Origin of the sequence: Streptomyces sp. NBC_01314, assembly GCF_041435215.1 — a bacterium.
GTDB lineage: Bacteria > Actinomycetota > Actinomycetes > Streptomycetales > Streptomycetaceae > Streptomyces.
The window spans coordinates 10,340,827-10,359,727 of sequence record NZ_CP108394.1; the positions used below are offsets into that span (position 1 = coordinate 10,340,827).

Below are 18,901 nucleotides of genomic sequence, written 5' to 3' on the forward strand. Positions count from 1 at the left end.
GAATTCCGGGCGTCAGCCGGTCTTGTGGCTCCAGCGCGGGCCGACGTGGTCCCACTCCCTGCCCCACCGGTCGATACGCCGCCGGTCGAGCCGCCATCGTGCGGCGGCCCCGGCGCCGAAGGCGATCCCGGAGAGGGCCAGTGCCGCCGCCGCACCCAGGATGCCCGGCTCGACGGCCGCGTCCGTGGGAGGTATCGGCTCGGTGGCGAGTTCGCCGCGGTCGTCCTGCCAGACGACGACCCCGGATCCGGCCGTCAGCCCCGCGCGCACCAGTGTCTCGCCGGTGCGGGTGGCGCCGTCGGGGGCCGTCCAGCTGACCTTCGCCACCGACTGTCCGCTCGCTCCCCTGACCGCCGAAACGGCTGGGGGGACGTCGGCGAGCAGCACGGCTCGGACGGAACGGCGCTCGGCGCGCTGTCCGGCGAACACCTCGTCGGCGGCGTGGGCCGTCACCAGGCCGGCGACCGCGCCCCCTATCGCGATGACCGCCCACACGGCCAGCACGATCCAGGCTTCGACGATGTCGTCGTGCCGTCGCAACGGGTTGCTCCGCCACCGCCAGAACCGCTTCCTCGTACACCTGCTGCCGTGCATCGGTCCGCACCTCCTCCTGAAGTTCGTGACATTCCCGAAGGTGACAGCCGGAGGAGGGACGGGACATGGGCCCATCGGGCGGAGCCGGTGGGCCGGTCGGGGTCAACTCGCCGTCGAAGAAGGGACGTTCAGCCCTGAACCGAGAGGGCGGGTGGGTGCCTCAAGGCCGGGAGGCTGTCACGGACCCGGTCGGGTCGGGGTTCCGGAGGCTTCCTGGCCCCGGGCGCGGGACCATCGGCCCTGACCCTGCCCGGGTGGGTGGGTCCACGCTCGGAGGACAGCATCGGCCGTTCGGATCCGGTGCGCGAGGAGGGCGTCATGACGAGCACATTCCTGGACGCCGCGATCCTGGAGACCTGCGTCTCGGCGGCGGTCGCCGCGCCTTCGATCCACAACACGCAGCCGTGGCGGTTTCGGCTGGATCCCGCCACGGTCACCTTCCAGGTGTTCGCCGCTCCCGAGCGAGGCCTGAGGCACACCGATCCGACAGGCCGGGCGCTGTACCTGTCGGCGGGGGCATGTGTCTTCAACCTGCGGGTCGCGCTGACCCATTTCGGCTGGGCGCCCGTGACGCGGCTGCTGCCCTGCCCGGAGAACCCCGGTCTGTTCGCCACCGTTCGTCCGACGGAGCCCGGTGACCCGCATCAGGGGCGGCGGAGCCTCGACCTCTACGCGGCCATCTGGCGCAGGCACAGCAGCCGGTTCCCCTTCTGCGGCATGCCGGTTCTCCCCGACCTGCGCGCGGAACTCGGCGCGGCGGCCCGTGCGGAGGGCGCACGGCTCACCTTCGCCGAGGCCACTGAGGCGGACCGTCTCCTTCGGCTGACCGCGGAGGCCGAGCAGCGCAACCGTCTCGACGCCGACCGTGCGACGGAAGGCCGCCGCTGGGTGAACCACGAGCTGGACCCGGCCCGCGATGTGGGCGTGCCGCGGAAGGCACTCGGCCCGCAGGACGCCCGCGAACACCTCCCCGTGCGTGACTTCACCGCCCAACGCCATCCCGAGCGGCTCATCGCCCAGCCCTTCGAGAAGGACCCGGTCATCGCCGTGCTGGCCACCGAGCACGACCGCCGTGCCGACTGGCTGCGCGCCGGGCAGGCGCTCCAGCACGTCTGGCTCCTCGCGACGGCCCACGGCCTGCGCGTGTCTCTGCTGCATCAGGCGCTGGAGTGGCCCGACCTGCGCGAATCGCTGAGCCCTGTGCCCGACCGGACCGGTCACGCGCAGCTGCTCATGCGTTTCGGACACGGTCCGCAGGGCGCCGTCACCCCTCGGAGCGCCCCGGGTCCGGTGTTCGGGGAGGAGCGGCCGAAGGGGTAGGCCCGGTCAGCCCGTCGCTGTCGTGAGCGTCCGCCCCTCGGGCAGGTGAGGGTGCACTTCGAAGAAGCTGGACAGGCCGGCATGGTGGAGCACCCGCAGGAAACTGCTGCTGTCGGTGATCAGCCGCAGCCGGCCCTGGCGTGCCAGGATCCGGTTCCGCGCCCGGCACAGCACGCCCAGGCCGGCACAGTCGATGAAGGACACGTGGCGGAGATCGAGTATCAGATCGGGTTGGCCGTGTGCGGTCAGTGTGTCGAGGCGTGCCGAAAGAGACGGCACCGTGGCGAGGTCGACCTCGCCACGCAGTTCCAGGACGGTCGCCCCGAGGGCGGGTAGTTCCGCGAGGTGCGGTACGGACTCCATGCGGGACTTGGACATGGTGAGAGAAAAGCGCGTTCGGCGACACGAACGGAAGGGCCGATCGGCCCCTGTGGCCCCGGCCCGAACGGCGTTTCGAGGCCCGTTCCTGGCCGGGCGACGACCCCGAACGGCCGGGTGATGGGTACCGACCGGCCCAAGCGAGGCACACGGGTGTGGAACAAGCTGGACCTGCGGGGCAATCCCGGCGTCCGTCGCGCGACGCTCGGCCCTACCGACTGTCGCCGAACCGCCGGGACCCGAGACCCGCAGGAGAACACGAGGGAGAGGTGCGTCATGAAGGGCTTCGTCTTCCACGGCCCCGGACAGTCCGCCTGGGAGGAGGTTCCGGATCCCGGCATCAAGGAACCCACCGACGTGATCGTGCGGGTCGACACCGTCACCATCTGCGGGACGGACCTCCACATCCTCAAGGGCGACGTACCCGAGGTACGCCCGGGCACGGTCCTCGGGCACGAGGCGGTCGGCGAGATCGTCGAGGCCGGCAGCGACGTGCGCACCGTGCGGCCGGGAGACCGGGTCCTGGTCTCCTGCATCAGCGCCTGTGGGCGGTGCCGCTACTGCCGGGAGAGCATGTACGGGCAGTGCCGGGGCGGCGGAGGCTGGATCCTCGGCCACCTGATCGACGGCACCCAGGCCGAGTACGTCCGGGTCCCCTACGCCGATCTGTCCGTGCACGCACTGCCCAGCGCGGTGGACAGCAAGGACGCCGTACTGCTTGCCGACATCTTCCCGACCTCCTACGAGGTGGGTGTGCTCAACGGGCGGGTACGGCCCGGAGACACCGTCGCCGTCGTCGGCGCCGGCCCCATCGGACTGGCGGCGATCGCCACGGCCCGGCTGTTCTCGCCCGAGCGGATCGTCGCCGTCGACCTGGCCGCCACCCGGCTGGAGGCGGCCAAGCGGCTCGGCGCCGATGCCGTGGCCGACGCCCGTGAAGCCCCGGAGCAGCTGATCGCCGACCTCACGGACGGACTCGGCGCGGATGTCGTCATCGAGGCGGTGGGCGTGCCGGAGAGCTTCGAACTGTGCACACGCATGGTGCGCCCCGGAGGACATGTGGCCAACGTGGGCGTGCACGGCAAGCCCGCGACCCTGCACCTCGAAGACCTGTGGATCAAGAACGTGACCATCACGACCGGGCTTGTCGACACGTACTCGACGCCCACGCTGTTGCGGATGGCGGCGGCCGGCCGGCTGCCCACTGCGGAGATGGTCACCCACACCTTCCCGCTGGAGCGCATGGAGGAGGCGTACGACGTCTTCTCCCGGGCCGCCGACACCGGCGCGCTCAAGGTGGTGCTCGGCGGGCCGCAGCACGAGGTCGCCGTCCGTGCGGCCTGACGAGAGGAAGCGATGGGCCATGGTCGAGCAGGTGGAACCGAGCGGGGTGGAGGGACACCCGAAGAGTGACCTCGGACGTCGCCTCACCCGGCGACGTGAGGAACTCGGGCTGTCCCGAGGGGAAACGGCCGAACGAGCGGGCATGGCACCCGGCTATCTCCAGTACCTGGAGGAACAGCCCGCCACGGCACCGGGCATGAGCGCCCTCCTCAGGCTGGCCGGGGCCCTGCACACCACCGTGCGGGATCTGACCGGCGGCGCCGTCGATCTGCCGCCGGGCCCCGGACGGGCGAGCCCGCACCCCGAGTTCACCGAGCTGAGCACACAGGAGTGCCGGACCCTGCTCGCCACGCACGGCGTGGGCCGGGTCGCGGTGCCCACCGTGTCGGGGCCGGTCATCGTCCCCGTCAACTACAGCGTGGTCGAGGGCGCGGTCGTCTTCCGTACCGCGGACGGCACCACGCCCGCGCAGGCGGCCGGCTGCCACGTCGCTTTCGAGGTCGACCGCATCGACGAGGCGTTCAGCCAGGGATGGAGCGTTCTGGTGCGCGGCCACGCGCGGACCGTGACGGATCCCGACGACGTACGGCGTCTGACGGAGCGCGCGTACAGCCTGCCCTGGGCCGGCGGCGAACGTGACGTGTGGGTGCGCATCGACCCGCTCGCCCTCACCGGGCGCCGGATCACGGCGTGACGGGGGTTGTTCCTCATGTACGCCAACGACGGATTCAGGGAACTCGAACGGCAGGAGTGCCTGCGGCTGCTGGCGAAGGTACCCGTCGGCCGTGTCGTCCACACGCGCCAGGCCCTGCCCGCGGTTCTGCCGGTCAACTTCGGTCTGGACGAAGACGGTTCGGTGTTGTTGCGTACCTCGGCGGTCTCGGAGCTGGTGCGGGCGATCGACGGGACGGTGGTCGCCTTCGAGGCCGACGAGGTCGACGCGGCCACCCACTCCGGCTGGAGCGTCGTCGTCACCGGCTCGGCCGCCGTGGTGACCGACCCCGCCGAGCAGGAGCGGCTGGCCCGGACCGGTCCGCGCTCCTGGGTGCCCTCGCCCGAGGAGGTCTTCGTCCGCATCGAGCCCGAACTGGTGACCGGGCGGGAGTTGGTCGGCGGGATCACCCTGTACGGCGTGGTTCTTCCAGCGTCTTGACGGACCGTCACCGGGATGGAGTCGAACGGCCCCTCGACGAGGGGCCGTTCGGCGTTGCGTCGGGTCCTGGCGGGCCCTGCTCCGAGCGTCCGTGGAGGGCGAGTGTGGACTGCGAAGCCGCCGCGACACCCGAAGGGAAGCAGGAGTCATGACTCTCCAACATGTGGTCGTAGGAACGGACGGTTCGCTGGTCGCCGTACGGGCGTTGGACTGGGCCGCGGACGAGGCGGTTCGCCGCGGAGTCGGCCTGCGCGTCGTGTACGCCGTGCAGGACCGGGACGAGGCCGGACCCGTTCTGAGGGCCGCGGCGTCACGGGTGAGCGAGCGGCACCCGGGTCTGCCGGTCGTGACAGCGGCCGCGGAGGGCGGCACCATGCGGGCGCTGGTAGGTGAGAGCGAACACGCGGTCCTGACCGTTGTGGGCACACGCGGCTTGGGCGGGCTCACCGGCCTGTTGTTCGGCTCGGTGAGCCTGCGGCTGGCCGCGCAGGTGCGGGGCCCGCTGCTGGTCGTACGCGGGGATCATCCGTGCGACGACGGCAGGGATGTGCTGCTCGGCCTGGAGAGCGACGCGGACGCGGATGCGGCCGCCTACGCCTTCCAGGAGGCCGAGCGGCGCGGTGCCCGGCTGCGTGTCCTGCACTCCTGGACCCACCAGCAGGTCGCCCCCGAACTGCCGTCGCTCGTGCCCGCGACGAGCCCGGGACAGGAGCGGCTCGCCCGGCACGGCCGTGCCGAGGAGGCCGTACCGCGCTTCTCCCTGACCCGGTTGCGGGAGCAGCACCCGGCCGTCGACGTCGAGACCCGTACGGTTCGCACCGGCGCGGCGCATTCGCTGCTGGAGGCCACGCGGGAGACCGCGGTCGTCGTCATCGGCGCGCACCGGCACAGCGGATCGGGAACGCGTTTGGGACCGGTCGCGCACACCCTGTTGCACCGGTCCCACTGCCCCGTGGTCGTCGTGCCCGGATGACCGGGCGGCGGCGACCCGGGCGCCCGCGATGCGGACGGCGACGCCGGTGCGGTCGGGTCAGGCCTCGTGCCCGTTCCGGGATCGGCCGTGCGCCTCCCGGCAGCAGCTGCCGCCCGTCATCGGGCCGGCCCGGCCCGCTCAGCCCTGTGCGGGTGCTGCCGGGCCACGCCGAGGAGCAGTGCCTCCGGGAGGGAGGAGGCAGGGCGAGGGCCGCCGGGAAGAGGATTTCCGGCGCGGTCCCACCGTCCGCTCACGACCCTCGGTGGGGTCCGAGGGGCCCTGGTACCGGGGCCGTTCGGCCTCTGTGGCCGGAACCCGTGCACGGCTGAGGCTGATGCGACCGGATCGGCCGGGAGAAAGAGACGAGGGACGTGCCATGGACGCTTCCACCGCCGTTTCGGCGGACGCGCTGCGGGCCGCGCACGAGCGGTTCGTGACCGGGCCGGGCGTGCCGCCGGGGCTGCGGAGTCTGGTGACCGACTCGTGGCGCAGGTGCGCCGCGTCCGGCGTATCCCCGGACGGCAGTCGGCTGCCACCCCTGCGCAAGGCCCCCGAGGAGCTGTCCCCGTACCGGCGTACGCATCCGCTGGCCGAGGTGCTGCCCCTGTTCCGGGACCTGCTCGGCGCCGGCGCCGCCGACGACGGGCATGTCTTCGCGGTCGGCGACGCCGACGGGACCCTGCTGTGGATCGAGGGCGACGCCGCTGCCGTGCGCCGGGCCGAGCGGATGCACTTCGTCGAGGGCGCCGTGTGGTCCGAGGCACAGGCCGGGACGAACGCGCCCGGAACCGCGCTGGAGGTGGGACGCCCCGTCCAGGTCGTGACCGGGGAGCACTACAGCTCCGCCGCGCACGGCTGGTCGTGCGCCGCGGCCCCCGTACGCGACCCCCGGTCCGGCCGTGTGCTCGGCGTGGTCGACCTCTCCGGCGGCGCCACCATCGCCACACCACCCGCCCTGGCCGCCGTACGGGCGGCGGCGCTGGTGGCCGAGGCGGTGCTCGCCAGGGCAGTGGCCCCGTCGGGGCCCCTGCTCGGCCCCGACGGACAGGGGCTGTGCCCGGGTGCCCGCGGACAGACCGGTGGCGCACGGCTGTCCGCGCTGGGCCGCGACAGCGCCCTGTTGGAATACGCGGGACGTGTCCACCGGCTGAGTCCGCGCCACAGCGAGATCGTGGTGGCTCTCGCCCTGGAGGGACGAGGTGTTCCCGGCGACCGGCTCGCCGTGGACCTGTCGGAGCGGGAGGTGCCTCCTTCGACGCTGCGGGCCGAGCTGACCAGGCTGCGCGCTGTGCTCGGGCCCAGTGTCCTCGGATCACGTCCCTACGCACTGCTGTGCCCGGTCCACGCCGACTTCGCCAACATCGCGGCGCTGCTTGCAGAGGGGCGGGTCGGCGAGGCGCTGGAGCGCTACCGGGGCCCGCTGCTGCCGCGTTCCGAGGCGCCGTTCTTGGTTGAGCACCGGCGGTCCCTGGAACAGCAGTTGCGCGGTGCCGTCCTGGCCGTCGGTGACGCCGGGCTGCTGCGCCGCTGGGTGACCGCGCCCTGGGGAGCCGACGACTCCGCCGCCTGGCTGGCGCTCGCGCACCGCCTGCCCGGCGGCTCGGCCCAACGCGCTGCCGCGGCGGCACGCGCCCACGCACTGGCCCCGGCGGGGACCGTCCCGCCGCAGGTCGCACGGCATGCAGCGGTGTTGCAGCGTGCCCGTTCCTAACGTGTTGAGCATCACCCCGAACATCGTGTCCGGAAAGGGGACGATCATGAGGTACGAGCCTCCGGGCAAGCCCGGAAGTCCAGTGGATGTGGCACCCCGGTACGAGAACTTCATCGGCGGCAAGTGGCAGGCACCCACGACCGGCCAGTACGCGACCAACCTGTGTCCCGCCACCGCCAAGCCGATCTGCGAGATCCCCAGGTCCGGCGCCGAGGACATCGAACTCGCCCTGGACGCCGCGCACTCGGCGCAGGCCAAGTGGGGCGAGGCGTCCACCACCCAGCGGGCGGCGGCGCTGAATGCGGTCGCCGACGCCATCGACGCCCACCGCGAGGAACTCGCCGTCGCCGAGAGCTGGGAGAACGGCAAGCCGGTCCGCGAGACCCTGGCCGCCGACATCCCGCTCGCCGCCGACCACTTCCGCTACTTCGCGGCCGCCATCCGCGCCGAGGACAGCTCGATCACCGAGATCGACAAGGAGACGATCGCCTACCACTTCCGCGAGCCGTTGGGTGTCGTCGGGCAGATCATCCCGTTCAACTTCCCGATCCTGATGGCGGCGTGGAAGCTCGCTCCCGCGCTTGCCGCCGGCAACGCCACGGTCCTCAAGCCCGCGTCGCCCACCCCGTGGTCGATCCTGAAGCTGATGGAGGTCATCGGCGACCGGCTGCCCCCGGGCGTCCTCAACGTCGTCAACGGCCCCGGCGCCGAGATCGGCAAGGCGCTCGCCACCAACAAGCGCATCGCCAAGGTCGCCTTCACCGGCGAGACCACCACCGGCCGCCTGATCATGCAGTACGCGGCCCAGAACATCATCCCGGTCACGCTGGAGCTGGGCGGCAAGTCGCCGAACATCTTCTTCAACGACGTGGCCGCCCACGACGACGACTTCCTGGACAAGGCCGTCGAAGGACTCGTCCTGTACGCGTTCAACAAGGGCGAGGTCTGCACCTGCCCCTCGCGCGCACTGATCCAGGAGGACATCTACGAGGAGTTCATGGGCCGCTGCCTGGAGCGCATCCGCGCCATCAAGCAGGGCAACCCGCTGGACACCGAGACCATGGTCGGCCCGCAGGTCTCCAGGCAGCAGGTCGAGAAGATCGCCTCGTACGTCGAGATCGGGCTGAAGGAGGGCGCGGAACTGCTCGTCGGCGGCCACCGGCCCACGATCGGTGGGGAGTTCGCGGACGGCTACTTCTACGAGCCGACCGTCCTCAAGGGCCACAACAAGATGCGGGTCTTCCAGGAGGAGATCTTCGGACCCGTCCTCGCCGTCACCACCTTCAAGGACGAGGCCGAGGCACTGGAGATCGCCAACGACACGCTCTACGGCCTCGGGGCCGGCGTGTGGAGCCGCGACACCAACCGCACCTACCGGATGGGCCGCGCCATCAAGGCCGGCCGCGTCTGGACGAACTGCTACCACCAGTACCCCGCGGGTGCCGCGTTCGGTGGCTACAAGGTTTCCGGCATCGGCCGCGAGAACCACAAGATGATGCTCGACCATTACAGCCAGACCAAGAACCTCCTGGTCAGCTACGGCACCAAGCCGCTCGGACTGTTCTAGGGACGAGCCTGCCCAAGGAGGGCAGTGACATGCCTGCGCACGTGGAGAACGGCAACGCCGGGCGCGTCACCGCCACCGGGGCGGCGCACCGGGCCATCGCGGCCCTGCGCGCCGCCCACGGGGGGCCGGTGATGTTCGTCCAGTCGGGCGGCTGCTGCGACGGCAGCGATCCGATGTGCTTCCCAGGCGGCGAATTCGCCCTCGGCGAGGGCGACATGCTGCTCGGCGTCCTGGACGGCTGCACCTTCCACATCGACGCCGACCTGTACGAGGCGCTCGGCCGCCCGCGCTTCGTCCTGGACGTCGAGACCGGTACACCGGGCGGCTTCTCGCTGGCGGCGGGGGACGGGCTGCGGTTCGTCACCCGGGTCAGGGAACCCCAGCACAGGGCCAGTTGATCAACGCATCCCGGCACACGGCCGGTCGAGCTGAGGAGCAGATCATGAAGGCAGCGGTCGTCACCGACTTCGGGAAGCCCCTGGAGATCCAGGACCTTCCCGTCCCCGAGCCAGGCCCGGGCCAGGTCCTCGTCCGTATGGAGGCCTCCGGCGTGTGCCACACCGACATCCACGCGGCCCACGGTGACTGGCCGGTCAAGCCGCAGCCGCCGTTCGTCCCCGGCCACGAGGGCGTCGGCCCGGTCCAGGCCGTCGGCGCGGGTGTCTCGGAGGACCTGCTCGGCAAGCGGGTTGCGATCCCGTGGCTCGGCTCGTCCTGCGGCACCTGCCGCTACTGCGTCTCCGGCTGGGAGACACTGTGCCCGGCCCAGGTCAACTCCGGTTACTCCGTGGACGGTTGCTACGCCGAGTACGCCGTCGCCCACGCGGGCTCGGTCGTCGAGGTGCCCGAGGGCGTGTCGTCCTTCGACGCGGCACCGCTGACCTGCGCGGGCGTCACCACGTACAAGGCGATCAAGGTCGCCCACGTCGTCCCGGCCGAACGGGTCGCCGTCTTCGGCGTCGGCGGACTCGGCCACCTGGCCGTCCAGTACGCCCGTCTCGTGGGCGCGTTCGTCACCGCCGTCGACCTCGAACCCGACAAGCTGGGCCTCGCCCACCGCCTCGGCGCCGACCAGACCGTCAACGCCCGTACGCACGACCCGGTCGAGGAAATCAAGAAGGCCGGCGGCGCGGACGTGGCCGTCGTCCTGGCCGCCTCGCCCAAGGCGTTCGAGCAGGCCTACCGGTCGCTGAACCGCGGCGGGCGCCTGGTGATGGTCGGCCTGCCCGCCGACAACGCGTCGATCGACGTACCGATCTTCGAGACCGTCCTCGGCGGGATCTCCGTCATCGGTTCCATCGTCGGCACCCGGCAGGACCTTGCCGAGGTGTTCGCCCTGCACGCGGCCGGACGCACCCAGGTGATCGCCGAACCGCGGCGCCTGGCGGACGTCAACGACTCCTTCGACGAGGTCCTCGGCGGACGGGCCGAAGCGCGCCTCGTCTTCGAGTTCTGAGAGTGCTGTGGCCCGGCACACACCGGGCCACAGGGAGAGGCAGCAGATCATGGGAACCGTCACCGTGGGAGTCGTACGGGAGCGGGCGCCCGGCGAACGCCGTGTCGCCCTCGTCCCCGAGACCGTGACCCACCTGCGCAAGGCCGGAGCCGACGTCCTCGTCGAGACCGGAGCCGGCTCCGGCGCCTGGTTCACGGACGCCGACTACACCGCCGTCGGCGCGACCGTCGTAGCACCGGACGAACTGCGCGCACGGGCGGACGCCGTCCTGTGCGTCGGCCCGCCCGACGAGGAGACCGCGCGGACACTGCGATCCGGGCAGACCCTGATCGGCCTGCTCGAACTGGGCCGACACCCCGCCCTGGCACAGGAGCTGTCCGAGCGCGCCGTGCGCACGGTGAGCCTCGACCTGCTGCCCCGTACCCTCAGCCGCGCCCAGTCCATGGACGCGCTGACCTCCCAGGCCAACGTCGCCGGCTACAAGGCGGTGCTCGTGGCCGCCGACGCCTACGACCGGTTCTTCCCGATGCTGACCACCGCGGCGGGCACCATGCGCCCGGCGCAGGTCCTCGTCCTCGGTGCCGGAGTGGCCGGGCTCCAGGCGATCGCCACCGCCCGCCGCCTCGGCGCCGTCGTCACGGCGTACGACGTACGCCCCGAGTCCCGAGGGGAGGTGGAGTCGCTCGGCGCCCGGTTCCTCGATATCCCGCACCCGCCGGAAACGGAACCGGGCGCCGGACGGGGCGGCTACGCAAGGGAGTTGAGCGAGCAGGAACAGCGGGCCCAGCGGGAGGCGCTCAACATGCACATCGCCCGGACCGACGTCGTGATCACCACGGCCCAGGTGCCCGGGCGCAGGCCGCCGTTGCTCGTGACCGCGGCGGCCGTCGAGCGGATGGCGTCAGGGTCGGTCGTCGTCGACCTGGCGGCGAGCGAACTCGGCGGCAACGTCGAGGGATCCGAGCCCGACAAGACCGACGTCCTGGACAACGGCGTCACCGTCATCGGCGCCGGACACCTGCCGTCCGCGATGGCGACCGCCGCGTCCACGGCGTACGCCCGCAATCTCGTCGCGCTGCTGCGCCATCTCCTGCGCGACGGGCACATCGTCCTCGACCCGGCCGACGAGATCACGGCCGCGCTGACCGAGGGAGCCGCACTGAAGGGAGGCGCGTCCTCATGAACAACCTCGATCTCCTCACCGCGATCACCGTGTTCGTACTGAGCGTCCTGGTCGGCATCGAGGTGATCAGCAAGGTCCCCGCGACCCTGCACACACCGCTGATGTCCGGCTCCAACTCCGTGCACGGCATCGTCGTCATCGGCGCGATGCTGATCGCGGCCGAGTCCCACACCTGGCTCGGATACGTCCTCGCCTTCGCCGCCATGGTGTTCGGCGCGATGAACGTCGTCGGCGGATACGTCGTCACCGACCGGATGCTGGAGATGTTCAAGGCCAGGCCGGCCGCGGAGAAGCCGGTGGCCGAGAAGCCATCAGCCGACAAGCCCGCCGCGGAACCGAGCGAGAAGGCGGAGGTGTGACCGTCATGGACACCGTCTCCAACACCGTCCAGTACGTCCTCCTGGCCGCCGCGGCCTGCTTCGTCCTGGGCCTGCACCTGATGAACCACCCGCGCACGGCCCGTCGTGGCAACACCCTCTCCGCCGGGGCGATGACCGTCGCCATCGGCGCCACCGTGTGGCTCGTGGGGGACGAGGGCGTCATCAGCCGGACCGGCTGGCTCGTGCTCGTCTCCGGCGGGGCAGTCGGCGCCGTGCTCGGCCTGTGGGCCGCACGCGAGGTCAAGATGACCGCGATGCCGCAACTGGTCAGTCTCTTCAACGCGGTCGGCGGCGGCGCGGCGGCGCTCATCGCCGTGGGCGAACTCGTCCAGACGGAGAACGCGGCCGGACTGGGAGCCCGCGTATCCCTCCCGGCCGGGCTGGACATCGTCATCGGCGCGGTCACCTTCTCCGGATCGCTGGTCGCGGCGGGCAAGCTGCAGGGCATCGTCTCCGGGTCGCCCGTGGTGTTCCCGGGGGCGCGGCTGCTCAACGTGCTGCTGCCGGCCTCGTTCGCCGTCGGCACGGTCTGGCTGGTGCTGGCGCCCGACAACCCGGTCGCCCTGTACGGGCTCGTGGTCGTGGCGCTGATCTTCGGCGTGACGATGGTGCTACCCATCGGCGGCGCCGACATGCCCGTCGTCATCGCCCTGCTGAACGCCTTCACCGGGTCGGCGGTCGCGATGGCGGGCTTCGTGCTCGACCAGACGGCACTCATCATCGCGGGCATGCTCGTCAGCGCATCGGGCGGCATCCTCACCAAGCTGATGGCCGACGCCATGAACCGGTCCATCACCAACATCGTCGTCGGCGGCTTCGGCACCGGCGACAGCGCTCCGCCCGAGGCCGGCGCGGACGGGGCGCCCACCCAGGTGCGGGCGGTGTCCGTGGACGACGTGGCGATCCAGCTGGCGTACGCCCGCAAGGTCGTCTTCGTACCGGGATACGGTCTGGCCGCAGCCCAGGCGCAGCACGAACTCGGCGACCTGGCCAAGCTGCTGACCGACCACGGCGTGGACGTCAGCTACGCCGTCCACCCGGTCGCGGGCCGTATGCCGGGCCACATGAACGTGCTCCTGGCCGAGGCCAACGTGCCGTACACCCAGCTGAAGGAGATGGACGACGTCAACGCCGAGTTCCCGCAGGCCGACGTGGCCCTCGTCATCGGCGCCAACGACGTGACCAACCCGATCGCCCGCCGCCCCGGCAACGCGATCTCCGGGATGCCGATCCTGGACGTCGACAAGGCGAAGAGCGTCGTCGTGATCAAGCGGTCGATGGGCCACGGCTACGCGGGCATCGACAACGAGCTCTACACCGACCCGAAGACCGGGATGTTCTTCACCGACGCGAAGAAGGGACTGACCCAGCTCAAGGCCGCGGTCGGCGAGTTCGTCGTCTGACCCGCGCGGTGAGCCTCCGCACCAGCGTCCGGTGCGGGGGCTCATTCCGTTTCGGAGACCATCGGGACCTCGGACAGGGCCACCTGGCCCATGCGCACGGCGGCGCCGTGATTCACGCTGAATGCATGGGTCCAACGCTCCGGCAGGCCTGGAGGACGTCATGCACGGCACACCGCACATCGTGAGCGATGTCATGACCAGCACCGTCGTCGCCCTCGGCGGCGGTGCGCTGTTCAAGGACATCGTGAAGACCATGCAGCAGTGGAAGGTCAGCGCCCTTCCCGTCCTGGACGGTGAGGAACGCGTCATCGGGGTCGTCTCCGAGGCCGATCTGCTGCCCAAGGAGGGGTTCCGCGACAGTGACCCCGGCCGGTACACGCAGCTTCACCGGCTGTCCGACCTCGTCAAGGCGGGCGCCGTGACGGCACAGGAGCTGATGACCGCACCGGCCATCACCGTCCATCCCGACGCCACCCTCGCCCAGGCCGCGCGCGTCATGGCCCGGAGCAGGGTCAAGCGTCTGCCGGTCGTTGACGACCGAGGCGTGCTGAAGGGCGTCGTCAGCCGCTCCGACCTGCTCAAAGTGTTCCTGCGGGACGACGAGAACATCGCCGGCGAGGTACGCCGTGAGGTCGTCGACCAGCTGTTCCCCGCCCCCGTCGAGCCGATCCGGGTGGAGGTCCGCGACGGAGTCGTCACGCTCACGGGCCGTATCCGCGACACCACACTCGTGCCTGTCGCCGCCCGCCTGGTGCGGGCTGTCGAGGGCGTGGTGGACGTCGACTTCGCACTGGCCGGACCGCCCAGGCATCCGGATCTCGACCCTGATCTCCCGGACGGCGACGCGACCCGACGGACTTCCGGAACCGGAAGCACGTCCTGAGGCAGGAGGAGGTGCTGACCGATGGCGGGGACGTCTCGTGCGAAGGTCACCAGGGTGTGGCTGTGGCGCTGGCGCCGCTCCCCGCTCCGGCGCCGCAGCGACCGTGCCGAAGCCTGGATCATGCTCGGCACGTGGCTCCTCGCGCTGCTGGGCGCCGTCCTCGCGGGCGTCGCCACGGCCGACGCGATGGAGCGGGGCATGGCCGAGAACCGCGCCCGGACGCGCGCCGTGCCGGCCGTGCTCACGCAGGACGCGACGGAGTCCGGCACAGAGTCCGCCCTCGGCACGGTGTGGGTGAAGGTGCGCTGGACCGATGCGAACGGCGGCTCGCACACCGACCGGACGAAGGCCGACGCCGAAGCCACGGAGGGCACCACGGTCACGGTGTGGGTGAACCGCGAGGACGAGCTGGTGTCCGAGCCGGTCGCCCCGAGCGAGGCGAGGCTTCAGGCGGCCGTGGGCGGCGTACTGGTCGCGCTCGGCGCGGGAGCCGGGGTACTGGTCGCGGGCCGCCTCCCGCGGGCGCTCCTGGAGCGGCGGCGCCTGGCCGAGTGGGAGGTGGAGTGGGAGCGGGTCGGCCCCGGCTGGAGGAAGCGGATGCTCGGCTGACAGTGGCCGACCGGATCCCGTACAGGGCCGGTCGGCCCACGCATGTCCGGCCGCCGCGCGGCACGCTGGAAGTGAGGAAGAAAAAGTGCTTGGCACCTTCGCCCGCTCCGTCCGGCTGCCCGCCGGAGCGAAGGGCGACGAGGCGACCGCGGAGTACAAGGACGGTGTCCTGACCATCACGGTCCCGGTCCCGGAGGAGAAGGCGGGGACCAGGACCATCCCGGTGCGGCACGGCTGAACAGCCGCACCCCCGTGCGCGGCCGGCACACCCCAGCCGGCCGCGCACCTTCGTGTCCGTCCGCCGCATGGTCCAACGGTCAGCAGATGTACGGCAGTTGCTCGCCCAGCGGCAGGTCCACCACGTACCGTGCAGCCCGGTCAGGCCCGAGAGCGGGCCGGCGTCGCCGGGGTGTCACCGGTCGCGACCGGAGTCTCGGCGGCGCGGGCGGCCTTTCCCGGGGAACGGCGCAGCAGCCGGAGTTCGGACAGAGGGAGTCGTACCTCGGCGCCCGGCGCCCGCAGTGACAGCAGACCGGTCGGCGAGCCGGACCCCCGCAGCATCTCGCCGAAGCCGGTGCAGGCCACTTCGGGCCGTTCGGCGATCGCCCTCGCCCGGTCCAGTGTCTCCAACGGGGTGAAGCACACCGGACAGCCGGGGCCGTGGATCATCAGGCGGCGGCCGAGCGCAGGGTCGCGGTACTCGTCGAGGTACTCACCGCGGCTCACTCCGTGGCAGGCCGGCGGACAGGTCGCACTGGACGTCGACCACGCCCTCGACGGTGCGTACGAGGCGGGCGGCCACCGGTACGAGCGAGGTGTCCCTGATCCGCCCGGTGAGCGTGACGACTCCCTCGGCGACCTCGACCCGGATGGGCTCGACGGGGGCCGGGAACAGGGATGTGACGATCTCTCGGCGGACCTCCTCGGCGATGTCGTCGTCGTCCCGCAGGAAGACCTTCAGGAGATCGGCCCGGCTGACGACGCCTTCGAGCAGGCCCTCGGCGTTGACGACGGGCAGCCGCTTGACCTTGCGCTGCGCCATGATGCGGGCGGCTTGGGCGAGGGTGGCATCGGCGTGGACGGTGATGGCCGGGGCGTTCATCAGGTCCGCCGCGGTCAGCCCGCCCGCCTTGGCCAGGTCGGAGAGGCGGCTCAGTTGGGTGAACCGGTCGGGGTCGCTGTCGCGGAACTCCTCCTTGGGCAGCAGATCGGCCTCGGAGACGACGCCGATCACCCGACCCTCGCCCTCCAGGACGGGGAGGGCGCTGACCTTCCACTCCTCCATGAGCTTGACGATGTCCTTGAACGAGGCGTCGCGTCCGACGGCGACGACGGTGTGCGTCATCACGTCGCTCACGCTGCGCGGGCTGCTGCTCATGGTGTCCGTACCTTCCTTCTGCAGGGGGATGTCGGTCATGACGGGCTGCCGCTGCCGTAGGGGGCGTACACGTCGAGGAGCCGGGTGCGGGCCGCGTGCAGCCGGTGGGCGATCACGCGGCCGACCCAGACCGCGATCGCCCGGCCGAACTCGGGGTCCTCCGCGCACATCGCACGGACCGCCACCGCGTCGTATTCCCAGGCCCGTACCGGATGCAGGGCCTCAGCGCCCAGCTGCCACGCATAGGGCGCGAAGTGCCAGGAGCAGCCGACCAGTTCGCCGTGTCCCAGCGACTCGATGACGGCCGCCCGGCGGCCCGGCACGTGCAGGTCCAGGGCGACGACACCGGTCCGAACGATCCAGAACCGGTCGGCGCGCCTGCCCTCCTCGAAGAGACGGGTGCCCGTTTCGAAGGAGGCCTCAGAAGCGATCCGCATGAGCCGCTCCCGGTACTCGGTGGGAAGGGCCGCGGCCATGGTCGGGGCAGAGTTCATTGTTTCGTCTCCCTTTGTTCCTGCCGCGCCTCGTGTTCCCGGGGCCGCAGCTGGGCGCGCAGATCGCAGAGGAAGGCGTACGACGGCCGCACCGGACGTTCCTTGACCGGAGCGTCGGTCCCGTCCCTGTGGAGGACGGTGCTCGTGCGGATGCCTGCCATCGCTCCCCTCCGGAATGCCGTGGGGCTGCTGATCCCAGCCTGTGCCCCGGCGGCGTGCGGCACCACGGGCCGCCCGGACCCGATCGAGGGTCTTTCGGCCCATGCCGTCCCGCTCGTGCCCTCGCAGGCTGGAGGTACCCAGTGGGTTCGCGCTCTCTCGGCGGGGCCGGGGTACGACAGGGCGGGAAGGACGCCACCCGCTTCTCGCGGATCCTGATTGCGCGGTGCACGGCCGCCGGCCGCTTCTCCGCGCCTCCTACGGGTCCTTCCCACCACCTCCAGCACACCACAGGGGCCGCGAGGCCAACAGGGCCGACCGGCCCCGATTCCCGAGGAGACCGACGTCATGACAACAGCGGAAGCACGCCCGCTTGGAGCGCCCGCGGGCGCGTCCCCGGCCCGCGCTGCTCACCTTCCTGGGCGGCGTGGGCACGGTCACCGGCAGCAAGTTCCTCGTCGAGAGCGACCACGCCCGCGTACTCGTCGACTGCGGCCTCTTCCAGGGCCTCGCCGACCTGCGAAGGCGCAAACTGGCGGCGGCTGCCCTGCGACGCCTCGGACATCGAGGCGGTGGTGGTCACCCACGCCCACCTCGACCACTGCGGATACCTGCCCCGGCTGATCCGTCACGGGTTCCGGGGCAGGATCGTGACCACCGAGAACACCGCCCGGCTCATGGAGATCGTGCTGCGGGACAGTGCCAAGCTGCAGACCGAGGCCGCCCGGCACGCCAACGACCACGGCTGGTCCAAGCACCGGCCCGCGCGGCCGCTGTACGACGACTCCGACGTCGACCGCACCATGAAGCTGGTGGACGCCGTGCCGACCGGCACCACGACCGACCTGGCCACCGGCACCACGCTCACCCTGCACCCGGCCGGCCACATCCTCGGGTCGGCCTGGGCACGGCTCACCCTGGAGGACGGGCACACGCTGGCCGTCAGCGGTGACCTCGGCCGCCCCGGGCACCCGCTCCTGCGCCCGCCCGAGCCGTTCTCCGGGGCGGACGTGCTGCTGTTGGAGTCGACGTACGGCGACCGGCGCCACGAGGAACAGGCCGGGCGGACCCATTTCGCGGACGTGCTGACCCGTACGCTCGCGCGCGGTGGCAGTGTCGTCATCCCGGCCTTCGCGCTCGACCGCACCGAGGTCGTTCTGCACGAGCTCGCCGAACTCCGCCGTGAGGGCCGCCTCCCGGCCGCGGTGCCGGTGTACGTCGACAGCCCGATGGCGCTGGCCGCCCTCGACGTCTACCGGGACGCCGTTCTCGGCCGGGCACCCGAACTGCGCCCCGAGGTCACGGCGGCGGGCACGGCCGCGCTGAACCCCGAACCGTTCCTCGCCGTACGGTCCGTCGAGGAGTCCGTCGACATCAGCCGCACGGGCGGACCCGCCGTCATCGTCTCGGCGTCCGGCATGGCCACCGGGGGCCGCGTCCTGCACCACCTGCGGCGTTTGCTGCCCGACCCGCGCAACGCCGTCGTCGTCGTGGGCTTCGCGGCGCGGGGGACCCGGGCCCGCGATCTCGTCGACGGTGCCAAGGTGCTCAAGATGTTCGGCGAGTACGTCCCCGTGCGCGCCATGGTCGCCGACGTACCGCACTTCTCGGCCCACGCCGACGCCGCCCAGATCATCGAATGGCTGCGCGGTGCCCCCGCCCCGACCACCACCTACCTGGTGCACGGCGAGCCCGATGCGGCGGCCGCCCTGCGCGACCGCGTCGACCGGACGCTGGGCTGGACTGCCGTCGTACCGCGCTCGGGCGAACATGTGCTCGTCCGGTAAGGGCGTGACAAGGGCCACGCCCTCAGTAGGGAAGGGGCCGTCCGGAGGGCGTCCGGAGGGCGGGGGGCTCCGGTTCGCGCGGTGTCCGGGGACGCCTGGCCACCTGTATCCGCTTCATGGTCGTCACCT

General features: G+C 71.7%; 22 protein-coding genes and 1 pseudogene. 16 read left to right on the forward strand and 7 right to left on the reverse strand.

Annotation, left to right across the window (positions count from 1 at the left end; all coding sequences use genetic code 11):
• Positions 1–12 precede the first annotated feature (12 nt).
• Positions 13–594: a hypothetical protein gene (locus OG622_RS45475; protein WP_371582974.1), complete on the reverse strand. Its 582-nt coding sequence runs from the start codon at positions 592–594 to the stop codon at positions 13–15.
• Between the two features lie 318 nt (positions 595–912).
• On the opposite strand from OG622_RS45475, the gene OG622_RS45480 reads away from it, so the two are divergent.
• A complete protein-coding gene (locus OG622_RS45480) occupies positions 913–1,914 on the forward strand; it encodes a hypothetical protein (protein ID WP_371582975.1) in 1,002 nt (333 codons plus the stop codon).
• Between the two features lie 6 nt (positions 1,915–1,920).
• Here OG622_RS45480 and OG622_RS45485 read toward each other — a convergent pair whose 3' ends face one another.
• The gene (locus OG622_RS45485; protein ID WP_371582977.1) at positions 1,921–2,292 is read right to left on the reverse strand and encodes an STAS domain-containing protein; all 372 of its coding nucleotides are present in this window, start codon (positions 2,290–2,292) and stop codon (positions 1,921–1,923) included.
• A 276-nt stretch (positions 2,293–2,568) separates the two neighbouring features.
• Between OG622_RS45485 and OG622_RS45490 the strand changes: the two genes are divergently transcribed.
• The 14 genes and pseudogenes from OG622_RS45490 to OG622_RS45555 form a co-directional block, all read left to right on the forward strand.
• Positions 2,569–3,636, forward strand: a complete 1,068-nt coding sequence (locus OG622_RS45490; protein WP_371582979.1) for a zinc-dependent alcohol dehydrogenase family protein — start codon at positions 2,569–2,571, stop codon at positions 3,634–3,636.
• A gap of 19 nt (positions 3,637–3,655) precedes the next feature.
• Entirely contained in the window at positions 3,656–4,330 is a 675-nt protein-coding gene (locus OG622_RS45495) for a helix-turn-helix domain-containing protein (RefSeq protein WP_371582981.1), read from the forward strand.
• Positions 4,331–4,345: 15 nt separating this feature from the next.
• The gene (locus OG622_RS45500; RefSeq protein WP_371582983.1) at positions 4,346–4,789 is read left to right on the forward strand and encodes a pyridoxamine 5'-phosphate oxidase family protein; all 444 of its coding nucleotides are present in this window, start codon (positions 4,346–4,348) and stop codon (positions 4,787–4,789) included.
• A 148-nt stretch (positions 4,790–4,937) separates the two neighbouring features.
• Entirely contained in the window at positions 4,938–5,762 is an 825-nt protein-coding gene (locus tag OG622_RS45505; protein ID WP_371582985.1) for a universal stress protein, read from the forward strand.
• A gap of 376 nt (positions 5,763–6,138) precedes the next feature.
• Positions 6,139–7,473 (forward strand): transcriptional regulator, encoded by a 1,335-nt coding sequence (locus OG622_RS45510; protein ID WP_371582987.1) that lies wholly within the window; start codon positions 6,139–6,141, stop codon positions 7,471–7,473.
• Between the two features lie 46 nt (positions 7,474–7,519).
• Positions 7,520–9,040, forward strand: coding sequence for an aldehyde dehydrogenase family protein (locus OG622_RS45515; RefSeq protein WP_371582988.1), 1,521 nt, complete (start codon positions 7,520–7,522; stop codon positions 9,038–9,040).
• Positions 9,041–9,069: 29 nt separating this feature from the next.
• Complete coding sequence (locus tag OG622_RS45520) at positions 9,070–9,438, forward strand: DUF779 domain-containing protein (RefSeq protein WP_086753322.1); 369 nt, start codon at positions 9,070–9,072, stop codon at positions 9,436–9,438.
• Positions 9,439–9,482: 44 nt separating this feature from the next.
• The gene (locus OG622_RS45525; protein ID WP_371582990.1) at positions 9,483–10,496 is read left to right on the forward strand and encodes a zinc-dependent alcohol dehydrogenase; all 1,014 of its coding nucleotides are present in this window, start codon (positions 9,483–9,485) and stop codon (positions 10,494–10,496) included.
• Between the two features lie 49 nt (positions 10,497–10,545).
• Positions 10,546–11,679 (forward strand): NAD(P) transhydrogenase subunit alpha, encoded by a 1,134-nt coding sequence (locus OG622_RS45530; protein WP_371582992.1) that lies wholly within the window; start codon positions 10,546–10,548, stop codon positions 11,677–11,679.
• Positions 11,676–12,038, forward strand: coding sequence for an NAD(P) transhydrogenase subunit alpha (locus OG622_RS45535; RefSeq protein WP_218779693.1), 363 nt, complete (start codon positions 11,676–11,678; stop codon positions 12,036–12,038). Before OG622_RS45530 ends, OG622_RS45535 begins: the two co-directional genes overlap by 4 nt.
• 5 nt (positions 12,039–12,043) lie before the next feature.
• The gene (locus OG622_RS45540) at positions 12,044–13,462 is read left to right on the forward strand and encodes an NAD(P)(+) transhydrogenase (Re/Si-specific) subunit beta (protein WP_371582994.1); all 1,419 of its coding nucleotides are present in this window, start codon (positions 12,044–12,046) and stop codon (positions 13,460–13,462) included.
• Between the two features lie 160 nt (positions 13,463–13,622).
• Positions 13,623–14,345, forward strand: coding sequence for a CBS domain-containing protein (locus tag OG622_RS45545; protein ID WP_086753316.1), 723 nt, complete (start codon positions 13,623–13,625; stop codon positions 14,343–14,345).
• A gap of 21 nt (positions 14,346–14,366) precedes the next feature.
• Positions 14,367–14,954, forward strand: a complete 588-nt coding sequence (locus OG622_RS45550; RefSeq protein ID WP_086753314.1) for a hypothetical protein — start codon at positions 14,367–14,369, stop codon at positions 14,952–14,954.
• Between the two features lie 79 nt (positions 14,955–15,033).
• Positions 15,034–15,192, forward strand: a pseudogene (locus OG622_RS45555) (Hsp20/alpha crystallin family protein); the annotation flags it as partial.
• Between the two features lie 140 nt (positions 15,193–15,332).
• Here the strand turns inward: OG622_RS45555 and OG622_RS45560 are convergent.
• The 5 genes from OG622_RS45560 to OG622_RS45580 form a co-directional block, all read right to left on the reverse strand.
• Positions 15,333–15,680 (reverse strand): hypothetical protein, encoded by a 348-nt coding sequence (locus OG622_RS45560; RefSeq protein WP_371582995.1) that lies wholly within the window; start codon positions 15,678–15,680, stop codon positions 15,333–15,335.
• Positions 15,667–16,332: a CBS domain-containing protein gene (locus OG622_RS45565; RefSeq protein ID WP_086753324.1), complete on the reverse strand. Its 666-nt coding sequence runs from the start codon at positions 16,330–16,332 to the stop codon at positions 15,667–15,669. Before OG622_RS45565 ends, OG622_RS45560 begins: the two co-directional genes overlap by 14 nt.
• 35 nt (positions 16,333–16,367) lie before the next feature.
• Entirely contained in the window at positions 16,368–16,826 is a 459-nt protein-coding gene (locus OG622_RS45570) for a Crp/Fnr family transcriptional regulator (RefSeq protein WP_371582997.1), read from the reverse strand.
• Positions 16,823–16,987 carry a hypothetical protein gene (locus OG622_RS45575; RefSeq protein WP_179201423.1) on the reverse strand — a complete coding sequence of 55 codons (165 nt, stop codon included), beginning with the start codon at positions 16,985–16,987 and terminating at the stop codon, positions 16,823–16,825. The genes OG622_RS45570 and OG622_RS45575 overlap by 4 nt, the downstream gene beginning before the upstream one ends.
• Before the next feature lie 344 nt (positions 16,988–17,331).
• Positions 17,332–17,568 carry a hypothetical protein gene (locus OG622_RS45580; protein ID WP_319069382.1) on the reverse strand — a complete coding sequence of 79 codons (237 nt, stop codon included), beginning with the start codon at positions 17,566–17,568 and terminating at the stop codon, positions 17,332–17,334.
• On the opposite strand from OG622_RS45580, the gene OG622_RS45585 reads away from it, so the two are divergent.
• Positions 17,558–18,772 (forward strand): MBL fold metallo-hydrolase RNA specificity domain-containing protein, encoded by a 1,215-nt coding sequence (locus OG622_RS45585; RefSeq protein WP_371582999.1) that lies wholly within the window; start codon positions 17,558–17,560, stop codon positions 18,770–18,772. The genes OG622_RS45580 and OG622_RS45585 overlap by 11 nt on opposite strands.
• Positions 18,773–18,901: the final 129 nt, after the last annotated feature.